The sequence below is a fragment of the Mycobacterium sp. 48b genome (assembly GCF_048282725.1).
Classification (GTDB): domain Bacteria; phylum Actinomycetota; class Actinomycetes; order Mycobacteriales; family Mycobacteriaceae; genus Mycobacterium.
In genome coordinates this window covers 4,466,686-4,488,693 of the sequence record NZ_JBLVUL010000001.1, presented here as the reverse complement: position 1 = coordinate 4,488,693, position 22,008 = coordinate 4,466,686, and the positions used below count along the sequence as shown (strand labels likewise).

Annotated in this window: 19 protein-coding genes; 12 read left to right on the top strand and 7 right to left on the bottom strand. The window is 66.0% G+C overall.

What is annotated here, in order from left to right; translation table 11 throughout:
• Positions 1–36 precede the first annotated feature (36 nt).
• Complete coding sequence (locus ACNQR1_RS22005; RefSeq protein WP_418047834.1) at positions 37–897, top strand: acyl-CoA thioesterase II; 861 nt, start codon at positions 37–39, stop codon at positions 895–897.
• 6 nt (positions 898–903) lie between these two features.
• Here the strand turns inward: ACNQR1_RS22005 and ACNQR1_RS22000 are convergent, their stop codons facing one another.
• From ACNQR1_RS22000 to ACNQR1_RS21975, 6 genes are all read right to left on the bottom strand, one after another.
• Positions 904–1,461 (bottom strand): DUF4190 domain-containing protein, encoded by a 558-nt coding sequence (locus ACNQR1_RS22000; RefSeq protein ID WP_418047833.1) that lies wholly within the window; start codon positions 1,459–1,461, stop codon positions 904–906.
• A 10-nt stretch (positions 1,462–1,471) separates the two neighbouring features.
• Complete coding sequence (locus tag ACNQR1_RS21995) at positions 1,472–3,004, bottom strand: ATP-binding cassette domain-containing protein (RefSeq protein ID WP_418047832.1); 1,533 nt, start codon at positions 3,002–3,004, stop codon at positions 1,472–1,474.
• A complete protein-coding gene (gene cydD, locus ACNQR1_RS21990) occupies positions 2,991–4,520 on the bottom strand; it encodes a thiol reductant ABC exporter subunit CydD (protein ID WP_418047831.1) in 1,530 nt (509 codons plus the stop codon). Before cydD ends, ACNQR1_RS21995 begins: the two co-directional genes overlap by 14 nt.
• Before the next feature lie 74 nt (positions 4,521–4,594).
• On the bottom strand, positions 4,595–5,635 hold the full coding sequence (gene cydB / locus ACNQR1_RS21985) for a cytochrome d ubiquinol oxidase subunit II (protein WP_418047830.1): 1,041 nt from the start codon (positions 5,633–5,635) through the stop codon (positions 4,595–4,597).
• A 15-nt stretch (positions 5,636–5,650) separates the two neighbouring features.
• Positions 5,651–7,144, bottom strand: coding sequence for a cytochrome ubiquinol oxidase subunit I (locus tag ACNQR1_RS21980; protein WP_418047829.1), 1,494 nt, complete (start codon positions 7,142–7,144; stop codon positions 5,651–5,653).
• 85 nt (positions 7,145–7,229) lie between these two features.
• Positions 7,230–7,820, bottom strand: a complete 591-nt coding sequence (locus tag ACNQR1_RS21975; protein ID WP_418047828.1) for an HdeD family acid-resistance protein — start codon at positions 7,818–7,820, stop codon at positions 7,230–7,232.
• Between the two features lie 207 nt (positions 7,821–8,027).
• On the opposite strand from ACNQR1_RS21975, the gene ACNQR1_RS21970 reads away from it, so the two are divergent.
• Genes ACNQR1_RS21970 through ACNQR1_RS21935 form a run of 8 tightly spaced genes read left to right on the top strand, consistent with a single transcriptional unit; the run spans position 8,028 to position 15,707 of the window.
• Positions 8,028–8,915: an ABC transporter substrate-binding protein gene (locus ACNQR1_RS21970; protein WP_418047827.1), complete on the top strand. Its 888-nt coding sequence runs from the start codon at positions 8,028–8,030 to the stop codon at positions 8,913–8,915.
• Between the two features lie 7 nt (positions 8,916–8,922).
• Complete coding sequence (locus ACNQR1_RS21965; RefSeq protein ID WP_418047826.1) at positions 8,923–9,831, top strand: amino acid ABC transporter permease; 909 nt, start codon at positions 8,923–8,925, stop codon at positions 9,829–9,831.
• A gap of 17 nt (positions 9,832–9,848) precedes the next feature.
• Complete coding sequence (locus tag ACNQR1_RS21960) at positions 9,849–10,601, top strand: amino acid ABC transporter ATP-binding protein (protein ID WP_418050446.1); 753 nt, start codon at positions 9,849–9,851, stop codon at positions 10,599–10,601.
• 10 nt (positions 10,602–10,611) lie between these two features.
• On the top strand, positions 10,612–11,469 hold the full coding sequence (locus ACNQR1_RS21955) for a sulfurtransferase (RefSeq protein WP_418047825.1): 858 nt from the start codon (positions 10,612–10,614) through the stop codon (positions 11,467–11,469).
• Between the two features lie 57 nt (positions 11,470–11,526).
• Positions 11,527–12,681, top strand: coding sequence for a MacS family sensor histidine kinase (macS, locus tag ACNQR1_RS21950; RefSeq protein ID WP_418047824.1), 1,155 nt, complete (start codon positions 11,527–11,529; stop codon positions 12,679–12,681).
• Positions 12,678–13,331, top strand: coding sequence for a response regulator (locus ACNQR1_RS21945; protein ID WP_418047823.1), 654 nt, complete (start codon positions 12,678–12,680; stop codon positions 13,329–13,331). The genes macS and ACNQR1_RS21945 overlap by 4 nt, the downstream gene beginning before the upstream one ends.
• A gap of 43 nt (positions 13,332–13,374) precedes the next feature.
• Positions 13,375–15,162 (top strand): DUF2339 domain-containing protein, encoded by a 1,788-nt coding sequence (locus tag ACNQR1_RS21940; protein WP_418047822.1) that lies wholly within the window; start codon positions 13,375–13,377, stop codon positions 15,160–15,162.
• Positions 15,163–15,221: 59 nt separating this feature from the next.
• Positions 15,222–15,707 carry a Dps family protein gene (locus ACNQR1_RS21935; RefSeq protein WP_418047821.1) on the top strand — a complete coding sequence of 162 codons (486 nt, stop codon included), beginning with the start codon at positions 15,222–15,224 and terminating at the stop codon, positions 15,705–15,707.
• Here the strand turns inward: ACNQR1_RS21935 and ACNQR1_RS21930 are convergent.
• Positions 15,704–17,029, bottom strand: coding sequence for an adenylate/guanylate cyclase domain-containing protein (locus tag ACNQR1_RS21930; protein WP_418047820.1), 1,326 nt, complete (start codon positions 17,027–17,029; stop codon positions 15,704–15,706). The genes ACNQR1_RS21935 and ACNQR1_RS21930 overlap by 4 nt on opposite strands.
• A 222-nt stretch (positions 17,030–17,251) precedes the next feature.
• Here ACNQR1_RS21930 and ACNQR1_RS21925 point away from each other — a divergent pair, with 222 nt between their 5' ends.
• The 3 genes from ACNQR1_RS21925 (at position 17,252) to ACNQR1_RS21915 (ending at position 21,997) form a co-directional block, all read left to right on the top strand.
• Positions 17,252–18,163 (top strand): hypothetical protein, encoded by a 912-nt coding sequence (locus tag ACNQR1_RS21925; RefSeq protein WP_418047819.1) that lies wholly within the window; start codon positions 17,252–17,254, stop codon positions 18,161–18,163.
• A gap of 526 nt (positions 18,164–18,689) precedes the next feature.
• Positions 18,690–19,100 carry an MmpS family transport accessory protein gene (locus tag ACNQR1_RS21920; protein WP_418050445.1) on the top strand — a complete coding sequence of 137 codons (411 nt, stop codon included), beginning with the start codon at positions 18,690–18,692 and terminating at the stop codon, positions 19,098–19,100.
• Positions 19,097–21,997, top strand: coding sequence for an RND family transporter (locus ACNQR1_RS21915; RefSeq protein WP_418047818.1), 2,901 nt, complete (start codon positions 19,097–19,099; stop codon positions 21,995–21,997). The genes ACNQR1_RS21920 and ACNQR1_RS21915 overlap by 4 nt, the downstream gene beginning before the upstream one ends.
• Positions 21,998–22,008 lie beyond the last annotated feature (11 nt).

Below are 22,008 nucleotides of genomic sequence, written 5' to 3'. Positions count from 1 at the left end.
GCAGAGCGCCTGCAAAAAGTTCTCGAAAGGCATTCCTTGACACACCCGGATTTCGAGGAGCTGCTGGCTGTTCTCGATCTGAATCGCGTCGACGACAACCTGTTCACCGGCTCGCATCCGAGCAAGAACCCGGTGCGCACCTTCGGCGGGCAGATGATCGCGCAGGCTTTCGTCGCGGGCGGCCGCACACTGGAGCACAATCTCGCCCCGAGCGCATTGAACGCGCACTTCATCGCCGGTGGCGATCCGGAGAAGGATCTGGAGTTCCACGTCGTGCGGCTGCGAGACGAACGCCGGTTCGCCAACCGCCGCGTGGACGTCATGCAGGACGGCAACCTACTGACCACGGTGATGTTGTCCTACATGAACGCCGGTCGGGGCCTCGAGCACAGCGTGGCTGCGCCGGAGGTTCCGCATCCGGACACCCTGCCCAAGATCGACGAACTGCTCCGCGGCTATGAGAAGACGGTGCCGCTGTTCGTCGAGGCGTTGCGCCCGATCGAATGGCGGTACACCAACGATCCTTCCTGGATCATGCGGAAAAAGGGCGGCAAGCTCGATCACAACCGGGTGTGGCTCAAGACCGAGGGCGCGATGCCCAGCGACCCGGTGCTGCACGGTGCGGCCCTGGTGTACTCATCGGACACCACGGTGCTCGACTCGATCATCACCACCCATGGGCTGTCCTGGGGATTCGACCGGATCTTCGCGGTGACGATGAACCACTCGGTCTGGTTCCACCGGCCGATCAAATTCGACGAATGGGTTTTGTACTCCACCACTTCGCCGGTGGCGGCGGAGTCCCGCGGCCTCGGCAGCGGACACTTCTTCGATGCCTCGGGTCACTTGCTGGCGACGGTGGTGCAGGAGGGAATCGTCAAGTACTTCCCGTCGTGACACCGCTCAGCGGGTAGGCGTCGGTGTCACACCGAACGAATCCTCGACCCGTCGCTCGAATTCCCGCTCGCACTGCTGTTGGGCCGCGGTGTCGTCACCGGCGCGCTCCAGGCACTGCACGTAGTCCGGGCCGCCGATGTCATCGAACCATTGCTTGCCGAAGTGCACCCAGATGCCGATGAACACGAGCGACAACACGCACGCGATGGCGCCGAGCACGATCCCGGAGACGGCGACACCGCCATTGGTGGCCTCGCCGCGTCGGCTGCGTCCTTGGGCGAGGAATCCGAGGATCACCGCGGTGACGCCGAATATCAGGCCGCCGATCACCGACCACGTCAGCAGCAGAGCGATGATCGCGATCACCAGCGCGGCGATGCCCAGACCGTTGGCGGGGCTGCGTTGGACGGGCTGCATCGGGTACCCGCCGTACGGCGGCGGGGCCGGCGGGTAGGCCCCGGGATAGGCGCCGGGGGGCGGCCCGTAGGGATACGCCGGGGGCGGGGGAGGTCCGGTCGGCTGTGGCTCGTCAGACCCGGGCGGGTTGGAACGCTCGTCGGTCATGTCAGTGAGGCTACTCGCTGATCGCCGTGCCGGGTTGTCCGCAACGGACGACGGGGCAGTCGAGCGTGTCCGGTAGGTGATGGGTGGCGACGACGACGGAACGCTCGGCCGCGAACCAGCCACCCGGAGTGAGGATTTCGGTGAGGATCCGTTGACTGTCGGCGGCGTCCAGGTTCTCGGTCGGTTCATCGAGAAGCACGACCGAGAAATCTGACAGCAGCACCCTGGCCAGGAGCAGTCGGCGACGCTGTCCGGCCGACACTGCGGTATGGCCACCTTCGAGTACGGTCGACAAACCCTCGGGTAGGCCGGCAAGCCAGCCCGCGAGGCCGACACGCTGGAGCGCGGCGAGCAGTTCGGAGTCGGTGGCATCACCGCGGACCACCAGCAGATTGTCCCGCACCGTGGTCTCGAAGATGTGTGCGTCTTCGGCGAAAAATGCTGCACGCCCGGAATTTCCGTTGAGCTCGTCGGCCAGCGCCATGAGCATGGTGGTCTTGCCCGAGCCGCTGGGGCCGACGACGGCGAGCCTGCCGCCGGCGGGCAGGTCGACCGGGGGAGCCGTGGGCCGCAGGCGGGCCGCGGGGTCGCTCTCGGTGAGTTCGAGGAGACGCCGCGCGGCGATGCGGGACTTGGTGAGCCCGACTGCGGCGTCGGGAAGCGCGGTGGTTGCCTCGAAGGCCGACAACGGCAACAGCATCAGGATGGCCAGGGTGGTCGGCGCGGTGGTGGGAGCCAGGGCGATACCTGCGATGACGGCGCCCAGGACACTGGCGCCGATGGCGATGCTGGGCAGGGCAGCGGCCAGCGCAGCAGGCGCCGCGGCGCGGTCGGCGGCCCGCCCCCAGTCGCGGTGGTGGCGTTCAGCGGTGGCGATCACCTCGTCGAGCCGTCCGCTCACCCGCAACTCCGGGGCGTACTCGAGGGCCAGCATCGTCGCGGAATCGCGGTCACTACGGTGTTGAACCGCAACGGATTCCGCAGCAGCCACCGCACGGGCCGTGACTGCGGGGGCCACCACTCCGGCGATCAGCAGGCACAGTCCCAATACGGCGGCAGCGCTCGGCGAGATGAGTGCGATGACGGCGACGGATATGCAGCTCAGCACCGTCGCCACCACGATCGGCAACACCGAGCGCACCACGACATCGGCCAGTTCATCGACCGAGCTTCCGACCCGGGCCACCAATTCGCCACTGGGCCGCCGCATCGCGACGTCCTCGGGTCCTGTGGCGAGCTTGCGGTAGAGCCCGGTGCGGGCGCTGGCTGCCGCCCGCAGCGCCGTGTCATGGGCAGCCAGTCGCTGGCAGTAGCCGAGCACGCCGCGCGAGATACCCAGCGCACGTACCGCAACCACAGCGACGGACAGGTCCAGGATCGGGGGCATCTGCCAGGCACGGGTGATCAACCATGCCGAGACACCCGCCAGAGCCAGGGCACTACCGAGGGACAGCACACCGAGAACACAGGCCAGGACCAGCCTACTCAACCGGGGGCGCAGCAACTCCAGTGTCAGCCGCAGCAACGGATCACGACGAAACATGAACCGCACCAATCGTGATCACCCGGTCGCCGACGGCCAAGATCGGGTCCCGGTGTCCGACCACCACCACCGTGGCCCCGGCCTGCGCCCGGGTGACGATGGCCTGCAGCACCCGCTGCTCCAACACGGCGTCCAGGTGAGCCGTGGGCTCGTCGAGCAGCAGCAACCGGGCGGACGACCCGAGGGCGCGGGCGAGTCCCAGCCGCTGTCGTTGGCCCAGGGACAAACCCACTCCGGTACGGCCGATCTGGGTGTCGAGGCCGTCGGGAAGGTCGTCGAGGACCTCGTCGAATCCGGCGTCGCGGCAAGCCCGGTCCAGGTCCGCCAGTGGTCCGAGCAGCTCCAGGTTGTCGCGGACGGTACCGGGGATGAGAACCGGACGGTGGGGAAGCCAGGCGATGTCGTGCCACCACGCCGTCAGATCCAGGTCGGCGACATCGATCCCGTCGACCCGCACGGGGCCTGACGGCAGTGTGGTCAAGCCGAGAACAGCTTGCAGCGCAGTGGATTTTCCGGCGCCGTTGGGTCCCGTCAGCACCGTCACCCGGCCGGGTTCGATCGCCGGACCAAGACCGTCCAACTCGATTGTCGGTGCGGAGCTCGAGATCCGGACGCCGCCGTTGACCGGGGCGTGGGTCTGGCACAGCCGAAAAGCCTCTTCTGCGGCCGTTTTGCCGTCCTGCGCGGCATGAAACGCCGCGCCCACCCGGCGCAACGGCCAGAACACCTCGGGGGCCAGCAGCAGGACGGTCAATCCGGCCGTCAGGGTCACCTCGCCGTACACCAGCCGCAGACCGACACTCACCGCCACCAGCGCCACGCCGAGCGTGGCGAGCAGTTCCAGTACCAGCGAGGACAGGAATGCGATCCGCAGCGTTGCCATCGCCGAACGACGTTGTGCTGCAGTCAGTTCGGCGATTCGTTGCACTGACCCGTCGGCTCGGCCGAGGGCCCGCAGGGTCGGGATCCCCGCCACCAGATCGAGCAGGCGGGCCTGCAGCGTGGTCATGGCGGCCAGCGCGGCGGCCGAGCGTTCGGCGGTGACCAGACCGATCAGCACCATGAAGATCGGAATCAAAGGCAGCGCTATCACCACGATTGCCGCCGCCTGAAGGTCGTAGCAGGCCATCACGACCACCGCCACCGGAGTGAGGACCGCGGCCTGCACCACGGCGGGCAGATAACCGGTGAAGTAGGGGCGCAGCCCGTCGAGTCCGCGGGTTACCACTGCCGCAGCGGCATCACGGTCGGCTGCCAATCGCCTTGGTGGCGAAGTGGTCACCGAGCACAGGACCTGGCTGGACAACTCGCCGATCACCGCGGTGGCGCCGCGTTGTGAGAGCCGTCCCTGGAGCCAGTGTGCGGCTGCCCGCAACACCCACAGCGCACACAGCGCGACGATGGCGGTGCCGTGGCGGGCCGCCGAGGCCGGTTCGGTGATGATGCCTGCGACGATGTGTGCCAACACGACGGCTGCGGCGATGGTCGCGGCGCTGATGGTTATGCCGCACCCCACCGTCCCCAGGAGATGGCGCCGCAGTGCCGCCGTCGACCCGGTGGCGCCGCGGACGCCGAGTGCGCGCCAGAGGTTCAGGCCGACCGCCGTGACAATCCGATGGGCGCCGGGATGCGATCCGCCGAGATCCGCTTGCGGAACACCCAGTAGGTCCAGCCCTGGTACACCAGGACCAGAGGCAGCAGCGTCAACGAGGCCCAGGTCATGATCTTCAAGGTGTACGGGGTCGACGAGCCGTTGTAGATCGTCACACCCCAATCCGGGTTCAGGGTCGATGGCAGCAGGTGCGGGTACATGGCGCCGAACAGCAGGATGACGACGGAAGCCACGACCACCACCGTGGCGACAAACGCCCACCCTTCCCGCGACCGCGACCACATGAGCGCGACCGAGATCAGCAGCGCGATCACAGCTACCGCCAACGGCGCCCAGGTCCATGGCTTGCCGTGGGCCAGTTGCGTCCACAGCCCGAAGCCCCCGGCCAACAGGATCACCGGCAGGGTCAGAATCCGGGCGAACCGGAACGCGTCATCGCGCACGGGCCCTGAGGTTTTCAACGCGATGAAAACCGAACCGTAGAACGCGAACAACGATGCGGTGGCCAGGCCGCCGAGCAGGGTGTAGGCGTTGAGCACGTCACCGACGGTGGTATGGACCCGATGGTCGGCGTCAATCGGTAAGCCACGCACCAGGATTGCGAAGGCAACGCCCCACAGTATCGCGGGCAACCACGATCCTACGGCGATGCCGATGTCGGCCCATTTGCGCCACTTGGTGTCATCGATCTTGCCGCGCCACTCGATACCCACGATTCGCAGGATCATTCCGAACAGAATTGCCAGCAGCGGCAGGTACAGCGCCGAGAACAGGGTGGCGTACCAGTTCGGGAATGCCGCGAACATGGCCGCACCCGCCGTGATGAGCCACACCTCGTTGGCGTCCCACACCGGCCCGATGGTGTTCAGGACGGCGCGCCTGCGACTTTCGGGATCGCCCTCGCCTGCGCTTCCCAGCGGGGCCATGAGCATCCCGACGCCGAAGTCAAAGCCTTCCAGTACCACGAATCCGAGGAACAGAACGGCGATGAGTATGAACCAAAGTTCTTGGAGTCCCATCTGCGATCAGTCCTCTCAGTACGCGAACGACAAGGGGGCGGATTCGTCCTCGCCGGGAGGCGTGGGCGGTGCGGGCTCGGAATCGTGTTCCAGCGGCCCTTCGGTCACATAGCGACGCATGAGCCAGAACCAGACGACCGCGAGGACGCCGTAGAGCAGGGTGAAGACCGCGAGTGAGAAGAACACCGTGCCGGCCGAATGATCCGACACGCCTTGTTGCACGGTCAGCCGAACCATCTGGTCGCCGGTCGGATTTGGCACCACCACCCAGGGTTGACGGCCCATTTCGGTGAATACCCAGCCGGCTGAATTGGCGAGGAACGGTGTCGGCAGGGTGATCAGGGCGAAGATGCCGAACCACCGCTGATCGGGAAGCCTGCGACGACGGGTGAGCCACAGTGCCACCAGGGCGAACGCCAGTGGCACCAGCATGAGGCCGATCATGGCTCGGAACGACCAGTAGGTGACGAACAGATTCGGCCGGTAGTCGCCGGGGCCGAACCGTGACTCGTACTGCTGCTGCAGGTCGTTGACGCCCTCCAGGGTGACGCCGCTGAACTTGCCCTCGGCCAGGAAGGGCAGCACGTAGGGAACCTCGATCACGTGGGTCACGCTGGCGCAGTTGTTGTGCGTGCCGACGGTCAGGACCGAGAAGTCCGGATCGGTCTGCGTGTCGCACAGTGATTCGGCCGAAGCCATTTTCATGGGCTGCTGGACGAACATCAGCTTGCCTTGCACGTCACCGGTGAGGAACAACACCACCACGGCCGCCAGTGCGACCACACTGCCCAGAATCGTTGCCGGGCGGTACATCCCGGCGGAGTCGTGCGTGCCTTCCACGGCCGGGGTGTCCAGCGCTTCGCCGCGAGCGGCTCGGCGCCGGTCGCGCACCATCAGCCAGGCGCTCACCGCCGCGACGAACGTGCCGGCGGTGAGCAACGATCCGGCGACGACATGCAGGAATGCCCAGATCGCAGTGTTGTTGGTGAGCAGGGCGCCGAAGTCGATCAGTTCCGCGCGTCCGCTCTCCGGGTTGAACTTCGCTCCGACCGGATGCTGCATGAACGAGTTCGCCGCGATGATGAAGAAGGCCGAAGCGTTGACGGCGAAGGCCACCATCCAGATGCAGAACAGGTGCACCGCTCGGGGCAGTCGGGTCCATCCGAAGATCCACAGCCCGATGAACGTGGACTCCACGAAGAACGCGACCAGGCCTTCGAATGCGAGCGGGGCACCGAAGATGTCGCCGACGAAGCGCGAGTATTCGCTCCAGTTCATGCCGAACTGGAATTCCTGCACGATGCCGGTGGCGACACCGATCGCGAAGTTGATCAGGAACAGCTTGCCGAAGAACCGCGTGAGGCGATACCAGCTGTCGTTGCCGGTGACCACCCACGCCGTCTGCATGACGGCGATCAGTGGCGCCAACCCGATGGTCAGCGGAACAAATATGAAGTGATAGACGGTGGTGATGCCGAACTGCCACCGCGATACGTCCAAAGCGTCCATCTGGCCCTACTTCCGAGGTCTCAGACCAATCTACGACGAAGTGTAGTAGACGGTTGGGGGCCAGGCGCCGACCTTGACCGGTGTCTTACGTCACCGGCGGCGCCTGGTGTGAGATTGCGGCTTTGAGCTTCTTGGCGTCGCTGCGGATTCCGAAGGCGGAGATCACCTCGAACACGCCGACGACGATCAGGATGATGCCGGTGACCTGAGTCAGCGCGACCAGACCCTCCAGCGGGGCGACGAACATGATGATGCCGGCGATGACGCTGACGATGCCGACGATGATCTCCCAGATCCGCCCGGGCAGGGCGGGGTCTCCGATGGCCGACATCGCGGTCGCGACGCCGCGGAAGATGAACCCGACACCGATCCAGATCGCGAGCAGGTCGATCGAATTCTGAAGGTTCACAAAGCAGAGCACGGCCAGCACGAGTGCCGCGGCGCCGCCGATGAACAGCAACACGCGGCCGCCGACCGACGAACGGATGCTGAACGCCAGCACGAGCTGCGAGATGCCGGTGATCAACAGATAGGCGCCGAAGAAGATGGCGGTGACGAAGATTGCGGCACCGGGACGGATGAAGACGAGGATGCCCAGGAGGATGGCAAGGATGCCGGTGACCAAGGCCGTCTTCCACAGGTGCGGCAACAAGCTTGGGGCAGCGGTGGTTTCCATGGTCGCAGTCTGGCACATACAGCGGCCCTGAACACGGATTTTACGGTACGGCTGTGGCGCTGAAGCATGCTCGTTAAGGTTCCGTTACCGGCGCTGCATCCCCGGCCGGAGGCCGTTAACGTCTCCGATTTGGGATAGCCCGACCACAGCCGCAGACAGAGAGAAGAGGCAACCGTGACTGTTGGATGTCGTCCCCGACGAAGCAAGATGTGGCGTTTTGCGGTGGTGGTCGCCGCGAGCGGCGCTCTCGCGTTGTCGGGCTGCGCGAACAATACCGAATCCGGTGGATCCGAAACCAAGACGACGACCGCGGCAAAGGTTGAGAAGGTGGATGCGATCGCCGCCACCGTGCCGGAGCCGATCAAGTCGAGCGGCAAGCTCATCGTCGGTACCGACCCGTCCTACCCGCCGAACGAGTTCAAGGACCCGGCCGGACAGATCATCGGCTTCGATGTCGATTTGATGAACGCGATTGCCGCCACCCTTGGCCTCACCCCGGAGTACCGGGCGTCGTTGTTCGACAAGATCATCCCGTCGGTCCAGGGCGGAAACTACAACGTCGGTATGTCCTCGTTCACCGACTCGAAGAAGCGCGAAGAGCAGGTCGACTTCGTCACCTACTTCAGCGCAGGCTCGTCGTGGGCGCAGAAGGTCGGTGCGGGGATCGATCCCGAGGACGCGTGCGGCAAGAAGATCGCGGTGCAGACGGCCACGGTGCAGGACACCGACGAACTGCCTGCGCGTAACGAGAAGTGCCTCAAGGAGGGCAAGCCCGCGATCCAGGTGGTGAAGTTCGACGACCAGACCGCCGCCACCAGTGCGGTCATGCTCGGGCAGGCTGACGCGATGTCGGCCGATTCCCCGGTGACCGCGTACGCGATCAAACAGAGCAACGGCAAGCTCGAGGCGGCAGGGGACGTATTCGACTCCGCCCCGTACGGCTGGGCGGTGCAGAAGGGGTCGCCGCTCGCGGCCTCCCTGCAGCAGGCCCTTCAGCACCTGATCGACAACGGTGTCTACAAGCAGGTGGCCGCGAACTGGGGCGCGGAGAACGGGATGATCGACAAGCCGGTCGTCAACGGTGCGATCAACTGAGCCGCCGATGACTGATGATGCATCGCCGCCACCCGCCATCGACGCAGTACCACTGAGGCATCCGTGGCGGTGGGTGGCGGCGATCGTCATCCTCATCCTGCTCGGGCTGTTCGTCTACGGTGCCGCCACCAACGAGGCCTACGGGTGGCCGACGTACGCGAAGTACCTTTTCGACCAGCGCATCTCGCAAGCGGCGTGGAACACGCTGCAGCTGACCATCTACTCGATGGTCCTGGCACTTGTCCTCGGTGTGCTCCTCGCAGTGATGCGGCTCTCGCCGAATCCGGTTCTCAAGGCCGTGTCCTGGACCTACCTGTGGATCTTCCGCGGCACGCCCATCTACGTGCAATTGGTGCTGTGGGGCCTGGTCCCGGTGATCTACCGGAACATTCAGATCGGCGTGCCGTTCGGTCCGAGCCTGTTCGAGTTCAGCCTGTCCGATCCGAACGTGTTCTGGCTGGCGGTTCTCGGCCTGGGCCTCAACGAGGCCGCCTACATGGCCGAGATCATCCGCGGCGGCCTGATCTCGGTGCCCGAAGGGCAGACGGAAGCCTCCGTCGCGCTGGGCATGTCGTGGGGAATGACCATGCGCCGCACCGTTCTTCCTCAGGCGATGCGCGTCATCATCCCGCCGACCGGCAACGAGTTCATCAGCATGCTGAAGACCACGTCGCTGGTCACCGCCGTTCCGTACAGCTTCGAGTTGTACGGCCGCTCAAAGGATATCGGGGTCGCGCTGTTCGAACCGGTTCCGCTGCTGCTGGTGGCATCCACCTGGTACCTGGCGATCACCAGTGTCCTGATGGTCGGTCAGTACTACCTCGAGCGGCACTTCTCGAGGGGCGCCTCGCGCAGGCTCACCTCCAAGCAACTTGAGGCGTTGGCCAAAGCGCAGATGGGAGAACCACATCCATGACCGCCGTCGCCGAACCGATGGTGCGGGCCGAAAGCGTGTGCAAGAACTTCGGAGCCCTGCACGTGCTCAAGGGCGTCACCCTGGACGTCGGCAGGGGTGAGGTGTTGTGCATGGTCGGCCCGTCGGGCTCGGGCAAGTCGACGTTCCTGCGCTGTATCAACCATCTCGAACAGGTCAACGCCGGCCGCCTCTATGTCGACGGGGAGCTGATCGGCTATCGCGAACGTGGCGGCAAGCTGCACGAGATGGCCCCGCGAGATGCCGCCCGGCAGCGCCGCGACATCGGCATGGTGTTCCAGCATTTCAACCTGTTCCCGCACCGCACCGCGCTGGAGAACATCATCGAGGCGCCCATCCGCGTCAAGAAGGTGAAGAAGGACGCCGCGCTGGCCCGGGCCAAGGACCTGCTCGACCAGGTGGGTTTGGCCGCCAAGGCCGACGCCTATCCCGCACAACTGTCGGGCGGGCAACAGCAGCGCGTGGCCATCGCCCGGGCACTGGCGATGAATCCGAAGCTGATGCTGTTCGACGAGCCGACTTCGGCGCTGGATCCCGAGCTTGTCGGCGAGGTACTGGCGGTCATCAAGAAGCTCGCGGGTGAGGGCATGACGATGGTGGTGGTCACCCATGAAATGGGTTTCGCCCGCGAGGTCGCCGACAAGCTGGTGTTCATGGACGGCGGCGTCATCGTCGAGACCGGTCCTCCGCGTGAGGTGATGGCCAACCCCAAACACGAACGCACAAAGGAGTTTCTGTCGAAGGTGATGTAGCGTCGATTACGTGGCATCCGCACGAGAAGGTGTTTTCGTCACGGTCGGTGAACTCCGAGAGCACATCGCCTCGGGAGCGCCGGTCACCGTGCTCGACGTGCGTTGGTCGTTGGCCGAGCCCGACGGTGAACAGGGCTATCTGAGCGGTCATCTACCTGGCGCGGTCTACGTCTCGCTGGACGACGAACTGTCGGACCACCGGCTCGCCGGCCGCGGCAGGCATCCGCTGCCTTCCGGCACCGACCTGCAGGCCGCGGCGCGGCGGTGGGGAGTGCGCAAGGGCGTGCCCACGGTCGTATACGACGACTGGAACCGCGCTGGATCGGCCAGGGCCTGGTGGGTGCTCACCGCGGCGGGCATCGCCGGTGTCCGCATCCTCGACGGCGGCCTCGCGGCCTGGTCGGCAGCGGGTGAGACCCTGCAATCGGGCCCGGTCACGCCCGAAGCCGGTGACGTCGACGTCGTTCACGACGACCTGTACAACGGGGCTCTTCGCACCCTGACCGCCGAACAGACGCAGTCCGCCGTGGACGTGCTGCTGGACGCGCGGGCGCCCGAACGCTTCCGCGGGGACGTCGAACCCGTCGACCCGGTGGCCGGCCACATTCCTGGGGCCACCAATCTGCCCAGCACCCAGTTCCTTTCCTCCGACGGCACGCTGCTCGCCGACGCCCCGCTCCGTGCGCTGCTCGCCGACCGGGGCGTGGCCGGCGGTGCCGACATCGGCACCTACTGCGGGTCGGGGGTGACGGCGGCGCTGGCGGTGGCAGGGCTGGCCGCAGCTGGGGTGGACGCGGCGTTGTATCCGGGGTCCTGGTCGGAATGGGCGTCGAATCCGGACCGGCCCGTGGCTCGGGGCGAGCGGTAGTCGCAACGCGCGAAATCCCTGCGCCCAGGTGCGGGGCGGCAACTTTATGCTGGGCCAATGCAGAGCAGCCCCGACCCGGTCACGCCGTTGTGGCGTGCCGCGCAGATCTTTCGGCTGCTGAGCTGCCTGTACGCGCTCGGGTTCCAGATCGCGATCAACGACGATCTGGCGCGTCCGGTCCTCGCCGGTGTGCTGTGCGCGGCACTGATCGCCTGGAGCATCGCGTGCGCGATCGCCTACCTGCAGGGTTTCGGTCGTCGTCCATCGTGGGTGGTCGCCGAGATCGTGGTGGTCCTGGCTTTCATGCTGTCCACCGAGTTGGTGGCGTCCGACCATTGGATCGCCGACAACCAGTCGTGGCCGACCACGTTGTGGGCGACGAATGCCACCATTTCGGCGGCGCTGCAGTTCGGTCCGGTCGGGGGGATGGCGGCCGGGCTGGCAGTGATGGCTGCGGCGGCCGCGTTGAAGGGTTACGTCAGCATCAATCTGGGCCGCAATGCCACGATCGTCATCGAACTGGCGGTGGGGCTGGCGGTGGGCATGGCCGCTCAGACCGCGCGCCGCGCCCATGCCGAGTTGGAGCGCGCGGTGCGACTGGCCGCCTCTCTGGAGGAACGGGAGCGACTGTCCCGCCGGGTCCACGACGGTGCCATCCAGGTGCTGGCCCTGGTATCGCGGCGGGGTCGCGAGATCGGCGGCGAGACAGCGCAACTGGCTGAACTCGCAGGGGAACAGGAGCGAGCCCTCCGCAGGTTGGTCAGCGCACCCGACCCGGAAGTGCACACCGGCGGGGCCACAGACATCGGCGCACTGCTGCGGGGTCGCGCCTCGGACCGTGTGTCGGTCAGCTTGCCGGCAGAACCGGTGCTGCTCGACCACGAGGCCGCCCATGAGTTGTTCGCTGCGGCGAGCAACGCCTTGGACAACGCCGCCGCGCATGCCGGGCCCGACGCCCGGGTTTTCGTCCTGCTCGAAGACCTGGGGGATTCGGTGACGGTGAGTGTCCGCGACGACGGTGTCGGCATCGGCGAGGGCCGGCTGGCCGAGGCGGCCCGTGAAGGTCATGTGGGGATCACGAAATCGATTGTGGGCCGGATGGATTGGCTGGGAGGTCGGGCACAGTTGCATACCGCGCCGGGATGCGGCACGGAATGGGAGCTGACGTTGCCCCGCCCGGGCGGCGCCGCGATCGAGAAGGGACGGGGATGACCGAGACTGCCCTGACGGTGATGGTCGTCGACGATCATCCGATCTGGCGCGACGCGGTGGCACGCGACCTTGCCGACGAGGGATTCGATGTGGTGGCCACCGCCGACGGCGTGGCTTCGGCGCGCAGGCGGGCCGGTGTGGTGCTGCCCGATGTGGTGGTGATGGACATGAGCTTGTCCGACGGCAGCGGTGCCACGGCCACCGCGGAGGTGCTCACCGTGTCGCCGTCGTCGCGGGTGCTGGTGCTCTCGGCCTCCGACGAGCGTGACGACGTCTTGGAAGCGGTGAAGGCCGGGGCCACAGGGTATCTGGTGAAGAGCGCATCCAAAGCCGAGCTGACCGCGGCGGTGCGGGCGACCGCCGAGGGGCGTGCGGTGTTCACCCCGGGGCTGGCCGGGTTGGTCCTCGGCGAGTACCGGCGAATCGCTCAACGGCCCGACGACGGCCCGGCTACTCCGAGCCTGACCGAACGGGAGACCGAGGTGCTGCGCTACGTGGCAAAGGGGTTGACGGCCAAGCAGATCGCCACCCGTCTGTCGCTGAGTCACCGCACGGTGGAAAACCACGTCCAGGCGACGTTCCGCAAGTTGCAGGTCGCCAACCGGGTCGAATTGGCCCGCTACGCCATCGAACACGGCCTCGACGAGTAGTCCTACTCATCACGGCAGCCGGTTTTGTTGCCACGATGACCGCATGAGCGAACCTCATCGTGTTGTCATCGCCCGGATGTCCTCGGATCTTGCGGCGATCTCGGCGTATCTGAACCGGGTGTCGGCCGACCTCGGGGAGTTGAACCGGATGCTGGTGCAGGCCCCCGCGCCGGTGCCCGCATCCTTGGCCGTACCGCCTGCACCTCCTGTGCCGTCGCCATCACCGGTGCCCGTTGCCGCCCCCGTCCCGCCCCGCCCTGCGCCCTCTGCCCGTCCGGAACGGTCAGAAGGCTGGATCGGCAAGGCGCTGGCCGTGGCCGGGGTGACGGTGACCCTCACCGGTGTGGTGCTCCTGTTGGTGCTGGCGGCGCAGGCGGGGATCCTCCGGCCGGAGTTCCGGGTTGCCGCAGGCGCGGTTCTGGCCGCGGGGCTCGTCGGCGTGGGGTGGTGGCTGTACAACCGGCCGGGCGGCCGGGTCGGGGCGATCGCGTTGGCTGCGACCGGCGTTGCCGCCGCCTACATGGATGTGATCGCGGTGACCACGATCTATGACTGGGTGTCCGCGCCGGTCGGTCTGGCATTGGCCGCAGCAGTCGGCGGCGGCGGCCTGATGCTGTCGCGGCGATGGGACTCCGAACAGCTGGGTCTGCTGGTTTTGGTGCCGCTGATCGCCCTGGCGCCGGTCGTGACCGACGGTATGACGCTGTTGCTGATCGGGTTCATGCTGGCCTTGTCGGCCGCCGCGCTGCCGGTCCAGTTCGGTCGGGACTGGCTCTGGTTGTATGCCGCGCGCACTGCCGCGCCCACCTTGCCGCTGTTGATCGCGCTGGCGGCCACCTCGATCGACGGTCGCCACGACCTGGTCCTCGCACTGACCTGCGGGATCGCCGCAGTGCTGGCGCTGGTGGGTGCAGTGCTGGTGCTGCGTTGGTCCACCAGGCCGGCGGCGACGGCGGTCTTGGCGGCCGGTGGCGTCCTGCCGGTGCTGTGTGTCGCAGCTGCCGTCGATCGCGTCATCGCAGCACTCATGGCGGCGGCTCTGGCGGCTGCGCTGGTCGGGATCGTCACGATCGGTGACCGTGTACCCGGGATGAGCGCCATGGTCCGCCAGGTGTGGTCGGTACTGGCGGCCGTCGCCGCGCTGATCTCGGTGCTGGTGGCCTTCGACGGACCGGTTGCCGGTCCGCTGCTGTTGGCGATGGCCGCTGTGGTCGCAGTGGCGGGGCGCCGGCGCGGCGTGGCGCGGGGGATAGCCGTGGGCCTGGCGGCGGTGGGTGGTGCCGTGTACCTGGACTCCGCCGGACCCGACGCCCTGGTTCACGCGACGAAACTGTCTGCAGGGCTTACGGTTTCGGCGCTGATCGGCAGCGTTCTGGCGATCGCTGCGGCTGCCGCCATCTCGTGGGCGTGGTCGGCCGACAGTGAGGCGGATCAGGAGGTGGTCCGGCTGGTGTTGATGGTCGCGGCCGCCGCCGCAGGGTATGCCGCGACGGTGTTCACCGTCACCGCAGGCGTAGCCATCGGCGGTACCGGGGCCGGGTTCTTCGGCGGCCACATGGCGGCGACGATCTGCTGGATCGCGGTGGCGGCCGGGTTGCTCGGCTATGCGGCGCGACGTCCCAAGGCGCAACGATCGCTGCCGATCGGTGGCGGCATGGCACTCGTCGTCGCTGCCATGGCGAAGTTGTTCCTGTTCGACCTGGGCACCCTCGACGGGATGTTCCGCGTCGCGGTGTTCATCGTCGTCGGGTTGGCACTGCTGGGAATGGGGGCGGGTTATGCGCGCCTGCTAAATCAGCAGGACCAGGTGACCGAACGGCAACCGATGTGAGCGTGACCACATATTCACTAAACTGGATTGATTCCAGAATAGCTCCGGTTGTGTATGGCATGAGTACACGTCGAAACGAATCCGATATTCAGGGTTACCAGGCCGCACCGGAGCTCGGCGGTCATCTGCAGCAGGTGCTCGTCGACCTGATCGAGCTCGGGCTCCAAGGCAAGCAGGCGCACTGGAACGTCGTGGGCACGAACTTCCGGGATCTGCACCTGCAGCTCGACGAGGTCGTAGATTTCGCCAGGGAGGGCAGCGACACGATCGCCGAACGGATGCGCGCGTTGGACGCCGTCCCCGACGGACGGTCGGACACCGTCGTGGCGAGCACGACGCTGCCGGAGTTCCCCGCCTACGAGCGCAGTACCGACGAGGTGGTCGACCTGATCACCACCCGGATCTACGCGACCGTGGGCACGGTGCGCGACGTCCACGACTCGGTCGATGAGCACGATCCCACCACCGCCGACATCCTGCATCAGTTGATCGACGGACTGGAGAAGCTGGCGTGGCTGATCAAGTCGGAGAACCGCAAGGTCTAGGCGCCGGCAGGCGGCACAGCCGAGGCGGTACGCATCGGGCCGGCATTCTCCAGCCGGGTGCGTACCGCCTCGTCCCGGCGCCCGACCAGATACCAGGTGTGCATCAGGCCCTTGCCCTTGATCTCGACGTCGCCGCGCTCCTCGAGAACGAATGCGTGGCTTATTCGCTCGTACACGTTGTGCGGCACCTGAATTCGTCCGGCCACATCAGTGGTCTCCATGCGGGAGGCGACGTTGACGGCGTCGCCCCAGACGTCGTAGAAGAACTTGCGGGCTCCCACCACCCCTGCCACTACGGGCCCGGCGGCCAGGCCGATCCGCAGCGGCACCGCACGCCCTCGCGGATCCTTGAGGTCGGCGACGGCGTCGGCCAGGTCGAGGGCCAGGCAGGCCAGGGCCTCGATGTGATCGGCGCGCGGCTTGGGCACCCCGGCCACCACCATGTAGGAGTCACCGCTCGTCTTGACCTTCTCCAGGCCATGGCGGTCCACCAGCGCATCGAGATCGGTGTAGAGCCGGTCCAGAAAACCCACCAGATCCGTCGGGGTGATGTCGCTGGCGCGTTCGGTATAGCCGGCGATATCGGCGAACAGGATCGAGGCGTCGTCGTATTTGTCGGCGATGATCGTGCGTGACGGTTCCTTGAGGCGCTGGGCTATTGTCGCCGGCAGAATATTGGCCAGTAGTTGCTCGGATCGCTGATATTCGGCTTCCATCGCCTCTTCGGCCCGAGCCATCTCACGTAGCGACAACCAGACCGTGGCAAACACCATTACTCCGGCCGAGACTGCCGAAAGGATGAAGCCCGCGGTCAGTGCCCACGGTGGTCCGAGGCCCCGATCGTTGGGAACCAGGATTTCCAGCACGATCGCGGCGGCCACCGCCAGTGCCGTCAGCGTCCCCGCCAGCACGATGCGTTCGATTCCCAATACCAGCACTGCCAGCGACGCCGCCACGATGAAGTAGAACTGCAGCCCGGAGCCGGTCCCGACCGCGAAGCACATCGTCGACACCGATACGTAGGCGAACAGGAAGAATGCCAGCGGCGCGATCAGTTCACCGAATCGGTACAGCAGTGGCACCAGTAGGAATAACGCGGCGGATCCGAGGTTGACGAAGCCGAACCGCCACATGGGCCCGCCGAGGATCAGCTGGAAGACACCGAACCCCCCGGATACCGCGGCCGCGAGGCACGTCGCGATGGTCAACACGCGCAGCCGGCTAGACACGCTCTCGGCATAGTGCCGAGTGCGGGCCGGAATGCGGTTGTTCAACGCCATCTCGGGTATGCACACTGACCGGCGGAACTCGCTGACCACCACGAACAAAGGGTATCGCCGCAACCGACCCGGTTGGCCGACATTGACGCGGCCGCTATTTCGAAACCCGGTCCAGCAAACCCAACGGACTGCCGGTATGTCACAATGGGAACTTGTTCCAGTGCGTGCGGCTATATCTGTCGCGATCTCTTGTGGGGGGATCTTTTCGTGGACCGGTCATGGGTGCGTAACACCGCAGCTGGCTGTGCAATCGCTTGTGGTGCCATGGTGGCGGGACCGGGCATGCTCGGCACCGCGGTGGCCTCGGCCGATCTGTTCGGGATCGACTTCGATGTCCTGGACATCTTCGATCACAAGGACAAGAAGAAGAAGTCCGACCACAGCGCCAGGGTCGGCAACCAGCGCAGCGGTGGGGCGAAGAATTCCGGCGGCGGCCTCACCGGACCGAACGCGTCGACCGGGCCGAAGGTCAAAGTGGGTGCCGGCGAGGCTTCGGCGCCGTCGGCGGCCCGTTCGGCCTCGGCCGCCGAGGCTCCGCAGTCGTCGGGCGTCGGCGCAACCGGACAGGCTCCTTCGGCAGCGGTCACCGGTGGGACCGGGCAGGCTCCGTCTTCCGCGGTCGTGACCGGCGGGATCACGCAGGCGCCTTCGGCTGTCGTGTCCGGCGGCGGGGGAGGCGGTGCAGGAGCGCCGACCAACGGCAACATCGGCAGAGCCCCGAATCTGGCGCCGGTGCCCACTGCTCCGAGCAGCCGGGCGATCGTGATCCGCTCGGCCCCGCCCAAGGCCCCTGCCGCGCCGGCTCCTGCGGCACCCGCGGTGCCGGTCGCCCCCGCGCCCGTGGTCGTCCCGCCTGTTCCGGTGATCCCGGCCCCGGTGCCGTCGGCGCCTCCCGCCGGCGCGCCGCCTGCGGCCCCGAGTGCGCCGAGCATTGCGGCGCCAAGGTCCGAACCCCCCGCAGCACAGCCACTTTCGGTACCAGCCGTGCCGGAGTCCTTCCGGCTCGGCTACGCCGACTACCTGCGGACGGCCAGCACGAGCGACCTTCTGTTCGCCGTGCTGCCCGGCCTCGGCGGCATGGTGTTGATGACAGCGGCCGGCGGTTTGGTCGGTTTCCGCCAGGCCCGGGCGGCGCAGACGCTCCCGTCACCGCAGATCGCCCGATTCCTGCCCTGAACGAATTCAGATAACCGCTAGTGCCTGACCCCGGGGGACCGGGACCGGCGAACTGTGCCGGAGCGTGCGCCGGATGTATTCATCGCCGTGGGGTCGCATCCGTCGGCCCGCCCGTGTCAATGGCATACTTCGTGGTCCTTTCATAGAAAATTCATAGCCAGTTCCCAGTGCCGAAGCAGCGTGAATGGCCTCGGAGGTGCTCGAACACCGGTATTCACCGGTGGTGTCGGCTGGTGTGCCAGCGGCTGGGGCGTCACGGCGATTGTCAAGGCGTTGAACCGATTCCGGCCAACTGACTCGTTTGCGACAAATTGACGCAGCGGCATGGTTTACTCTTCGGGATCGGTTGCGCTCGTCGACGGGCGCCGCACGTTTGCGGGAGCTTCGTGCAGGGTCAGGCCTCGGATGCCACCGCATCCGGGGCTCGATCGTTCGCATCCGATCTGCAAATGCATGTTGAGCACCCGCAGGGTGCCGGCACGGAAGACAGTCGGAGGAACTCGCGATTTTCAGGATCCTGAAGCGGCTGTGGATTCCGCTGGTGCTGGTGGTGGTGGGAGTCGCAGGCGGATTCACCGTGTCTCGATTGCACGGCGTATTCGGCAGCCAGAGCCGCCCCGCGTACACCAGCGCCGAACGTGAGGAGAAGCGGCCCCATGACCCCAAGCACCTGGTTTACGAGGTGTTCGGTCCTCCGGGGACGCTGGCGACCATCAGTTATTTCGACGCCGATGCCGAACCGAGACTCATCAGGGATGCGCCGCTGCCATGGTCGATGGACTTCCCGATCTCCGATGCGACGGCGATGGGAAACATCTCCGCGCAAGGCAATACTGACTCGATCGGATGCCGCATCCTCGTCGGCGACGAGGTGAAGGACGAGAAGGTCAGGACTGGCGTGAGTGCCTTCACCTTCTGTCAGCTGAAGGCCGCATGAGCACGGACAGTGAGCCGATAACGGAGCCGTTGCCCATGGCCAGGCGCCGCCCGTTCATCGCACGCATGGTCCGCGTCCTGTCGGTGCCGATCATCCTGGCCTGGTTGGCGGTCACCGTCATCCTGAGTGTTGCCGTGCCTTCGCTCGAGCAGGTGGAGAAAGAGCATCCGGTAGCGATGGATCCCACCGCCGCACCGTCGTTCGAGGCGATGCAGCGCATGGGGCAACTGTTCGGCGAAGCCGGGTCCGGCGCTGTCGCGATGATCGTTCTGGAGGGGGAGCAGCCCCTCGGCGATGCCGCACACGGTTACTACGACGAGATGGTTCGTCAGCTCAAGGCCGACACCACACACGTCGTGCACGTCCAGGATTTCTGGGGCGATCCGATGACCCAGGGCGCCGCGCAGAGCGTCGACGGCAAGGCCACCTACGTACAGGTGACGCTCACCAGCAACACGGACATCTCGGCGGTCAAATCCGTTGAGGCGATGCGTGCGATCGTGGACCGGATTCCGCCGCCGCCGGGAATCAAGACGTATGTCACGGGACCGGCGGCATTCGCCGCGGATCTGGGCCCGGCCGGCAACAGGACGGTGGGGCTGGTCACCTCGCTGAGCCTCACGGTCATCTTCGTGATGCTGCTGCTCGTCTATCGGTCGATCATCTCCGTGATTCTCATGCTGGTGGTTGTCGGCATCGAATTGACGGTGGCCCGAGGGGTAGTGGCGTTACTCGGCAGTCTAGGGGTCATCGGTATCACGACGTTCGTCGTCAACCTGTTGGTGGCGCTCGCGATCGCGGCGGGCACCGACTACGGCATCTTCTTCACGGGGCGCTACCAGGAGGCGCGCCAGGCCGGCGAGGACAAAGAGGAGGCGTTCTATACGACGTTCAGCAGCGTCGCGAAGGTGGTCGTGGGTTCGGGCATGACGATCGCCGGAGCGATTCTCTGTCTGCACTTCACCCGCCTGCCGGTCTATCAAACCCTCGGCGTTCCCACCGCCGTGGGCATGACTGCCGCCGTATTGGTCGCTGTCACACTCGTTCCCGCGGTCATCGCCGTGGGTAGCCGGTTCGGGCTGTTCGAACCCAAGCGGAAGCTCACCACCCGGCGGTGGCGGAAGGTGGGAACTGCGGTCGTCCGGTGGCCCGGGCCCATTCTCATCGCGACGTGCGCGGTCTCGCTCATCGGCCTGCTCGCGCTTCCCGCGTACAAACCGAGCTACAACGACCAGAATTACATCCCGCAGGACATCCCCGCCAACGTGGGTTATGCGGCGGCGACGCGCCATTTCCCCCAGTCATTGATGATGGCGCCCGACATTCTGTTGGTCGAGGCCGACCACGACATGCGGAATCCGATCGACTTTCTGGTCTTGAACAAACTGGCCAAGGGTGTGCAATCCGTGCCCGGAGTCGCCATGGTCCAGGCACCGACCCGCCCCGCCGGGGAGCCGCTCAAACACTCGACGATCCCGTTCATGCTCAGCATGAGCAACGCGTCTCAAACCCATTTGATGCCGTTCCAGAAGGATCGAATGGAAGACCTGCTGGTGCAGGCCGACGACATGACCAAAACGATCGCCATCGTCAAGCGCATGCAGGCACTGACAGAAGAGATGGTCAGCACCACGCATCAAATGGTCGCCGATACCCACGAGCTGCAAACGGTGACCAATCAACTGCGCGATCACGTTGCGAACTTCGACGATTTCTTCCGACCGATCCGGAACTACTTCTATTGGGAACCGCACTGCTACACGATTCCGATATGTTCGTCGATCAGAGGGGTTTTCGACACGCTCGACGGGATTGACCAAATCACCGTCAAGATGGTCAGCCTGGTTGACAACCTCGATCAACTCGACGCGATTCTGCCGCAATTGGCCGCGCAGTTTCCGGTGATGATCTCGACCATGGAATCCACCCGAACCATGATGCTGACGATGCACAGCACCATGTCCGGGATCATGGACCAAATGGCGACGTCGAACGACAACGCCACCGCGATGGGCAAGGCATTCGACGCTGCCCAGAACGACGACTCCTTCTATCTGCCGCCGGAAGTCTTCGAGAACAAGGACTTTCAGCGCGTCATGGACATCTTCCTGTCACCGGACGGGAAAGCGGCCCGCATGCTCATCACCCAGCGAGGCGACCCGGCAACGACTGAGGGCATGTCGCTGGTCGACCCGATCGAAACCGCGGCCGAAGAAGCGCTCAAGGGCACGCCGCTGCAAAATGCCTCGGTCCATCTCACGGGCACCGCAGCGTCAGTGAAAGACCTGGTCGAAGCGTCCAAATACGATCTTCTGATCGCGGCTGTCGCCGCACTCTGCCTCATTTTCGGCATCATGCTCGTGGTGACGCGGAGCTTCATCGCCGCACTGGTCATCGTCGGCACGGTGGCGCTTTCACTGGGCGCAGCCTTCGGGCTTTCCGTGCTCATCTGGCAGCACATCCTCGGTATGCCGTTGAACTGGGTGGTGCTGGCGATGTCGGTGATCGTTCTGTTGGCGGTGGGTTCTGATTACAACCTGCTGCTGGTGTCCCGGATGAAAGAGGAAATCGGCGCCGGGATCAACACCGGCATCATCCGGGCCATGGGCGGCAGCGGCAAGGTGGTGACGGCCGCCGGCCTGGTGTTCGCGTTCACGATGTTGGTGATGGTCGTCAGTGACCTGGTCACTATCGGGCAGTTGGGTGCCACCATCGGCGTCGGTCTGTTGTTCGACACCTTGGTGGTACGCGCATTCATGACGCCGGCGATCGCCGCGCTGCTGGGGCGGTGGTTCTGGTGGCCGCAGCGGGTGCATCCACGTCCGCTCAGTGCAACGGGGCGCCCGTCGGGCCGCGGCCAGCTTGTGCGGTCGATCCTGCAGAGAGAAGAGCGCTGACAGCCATGAAT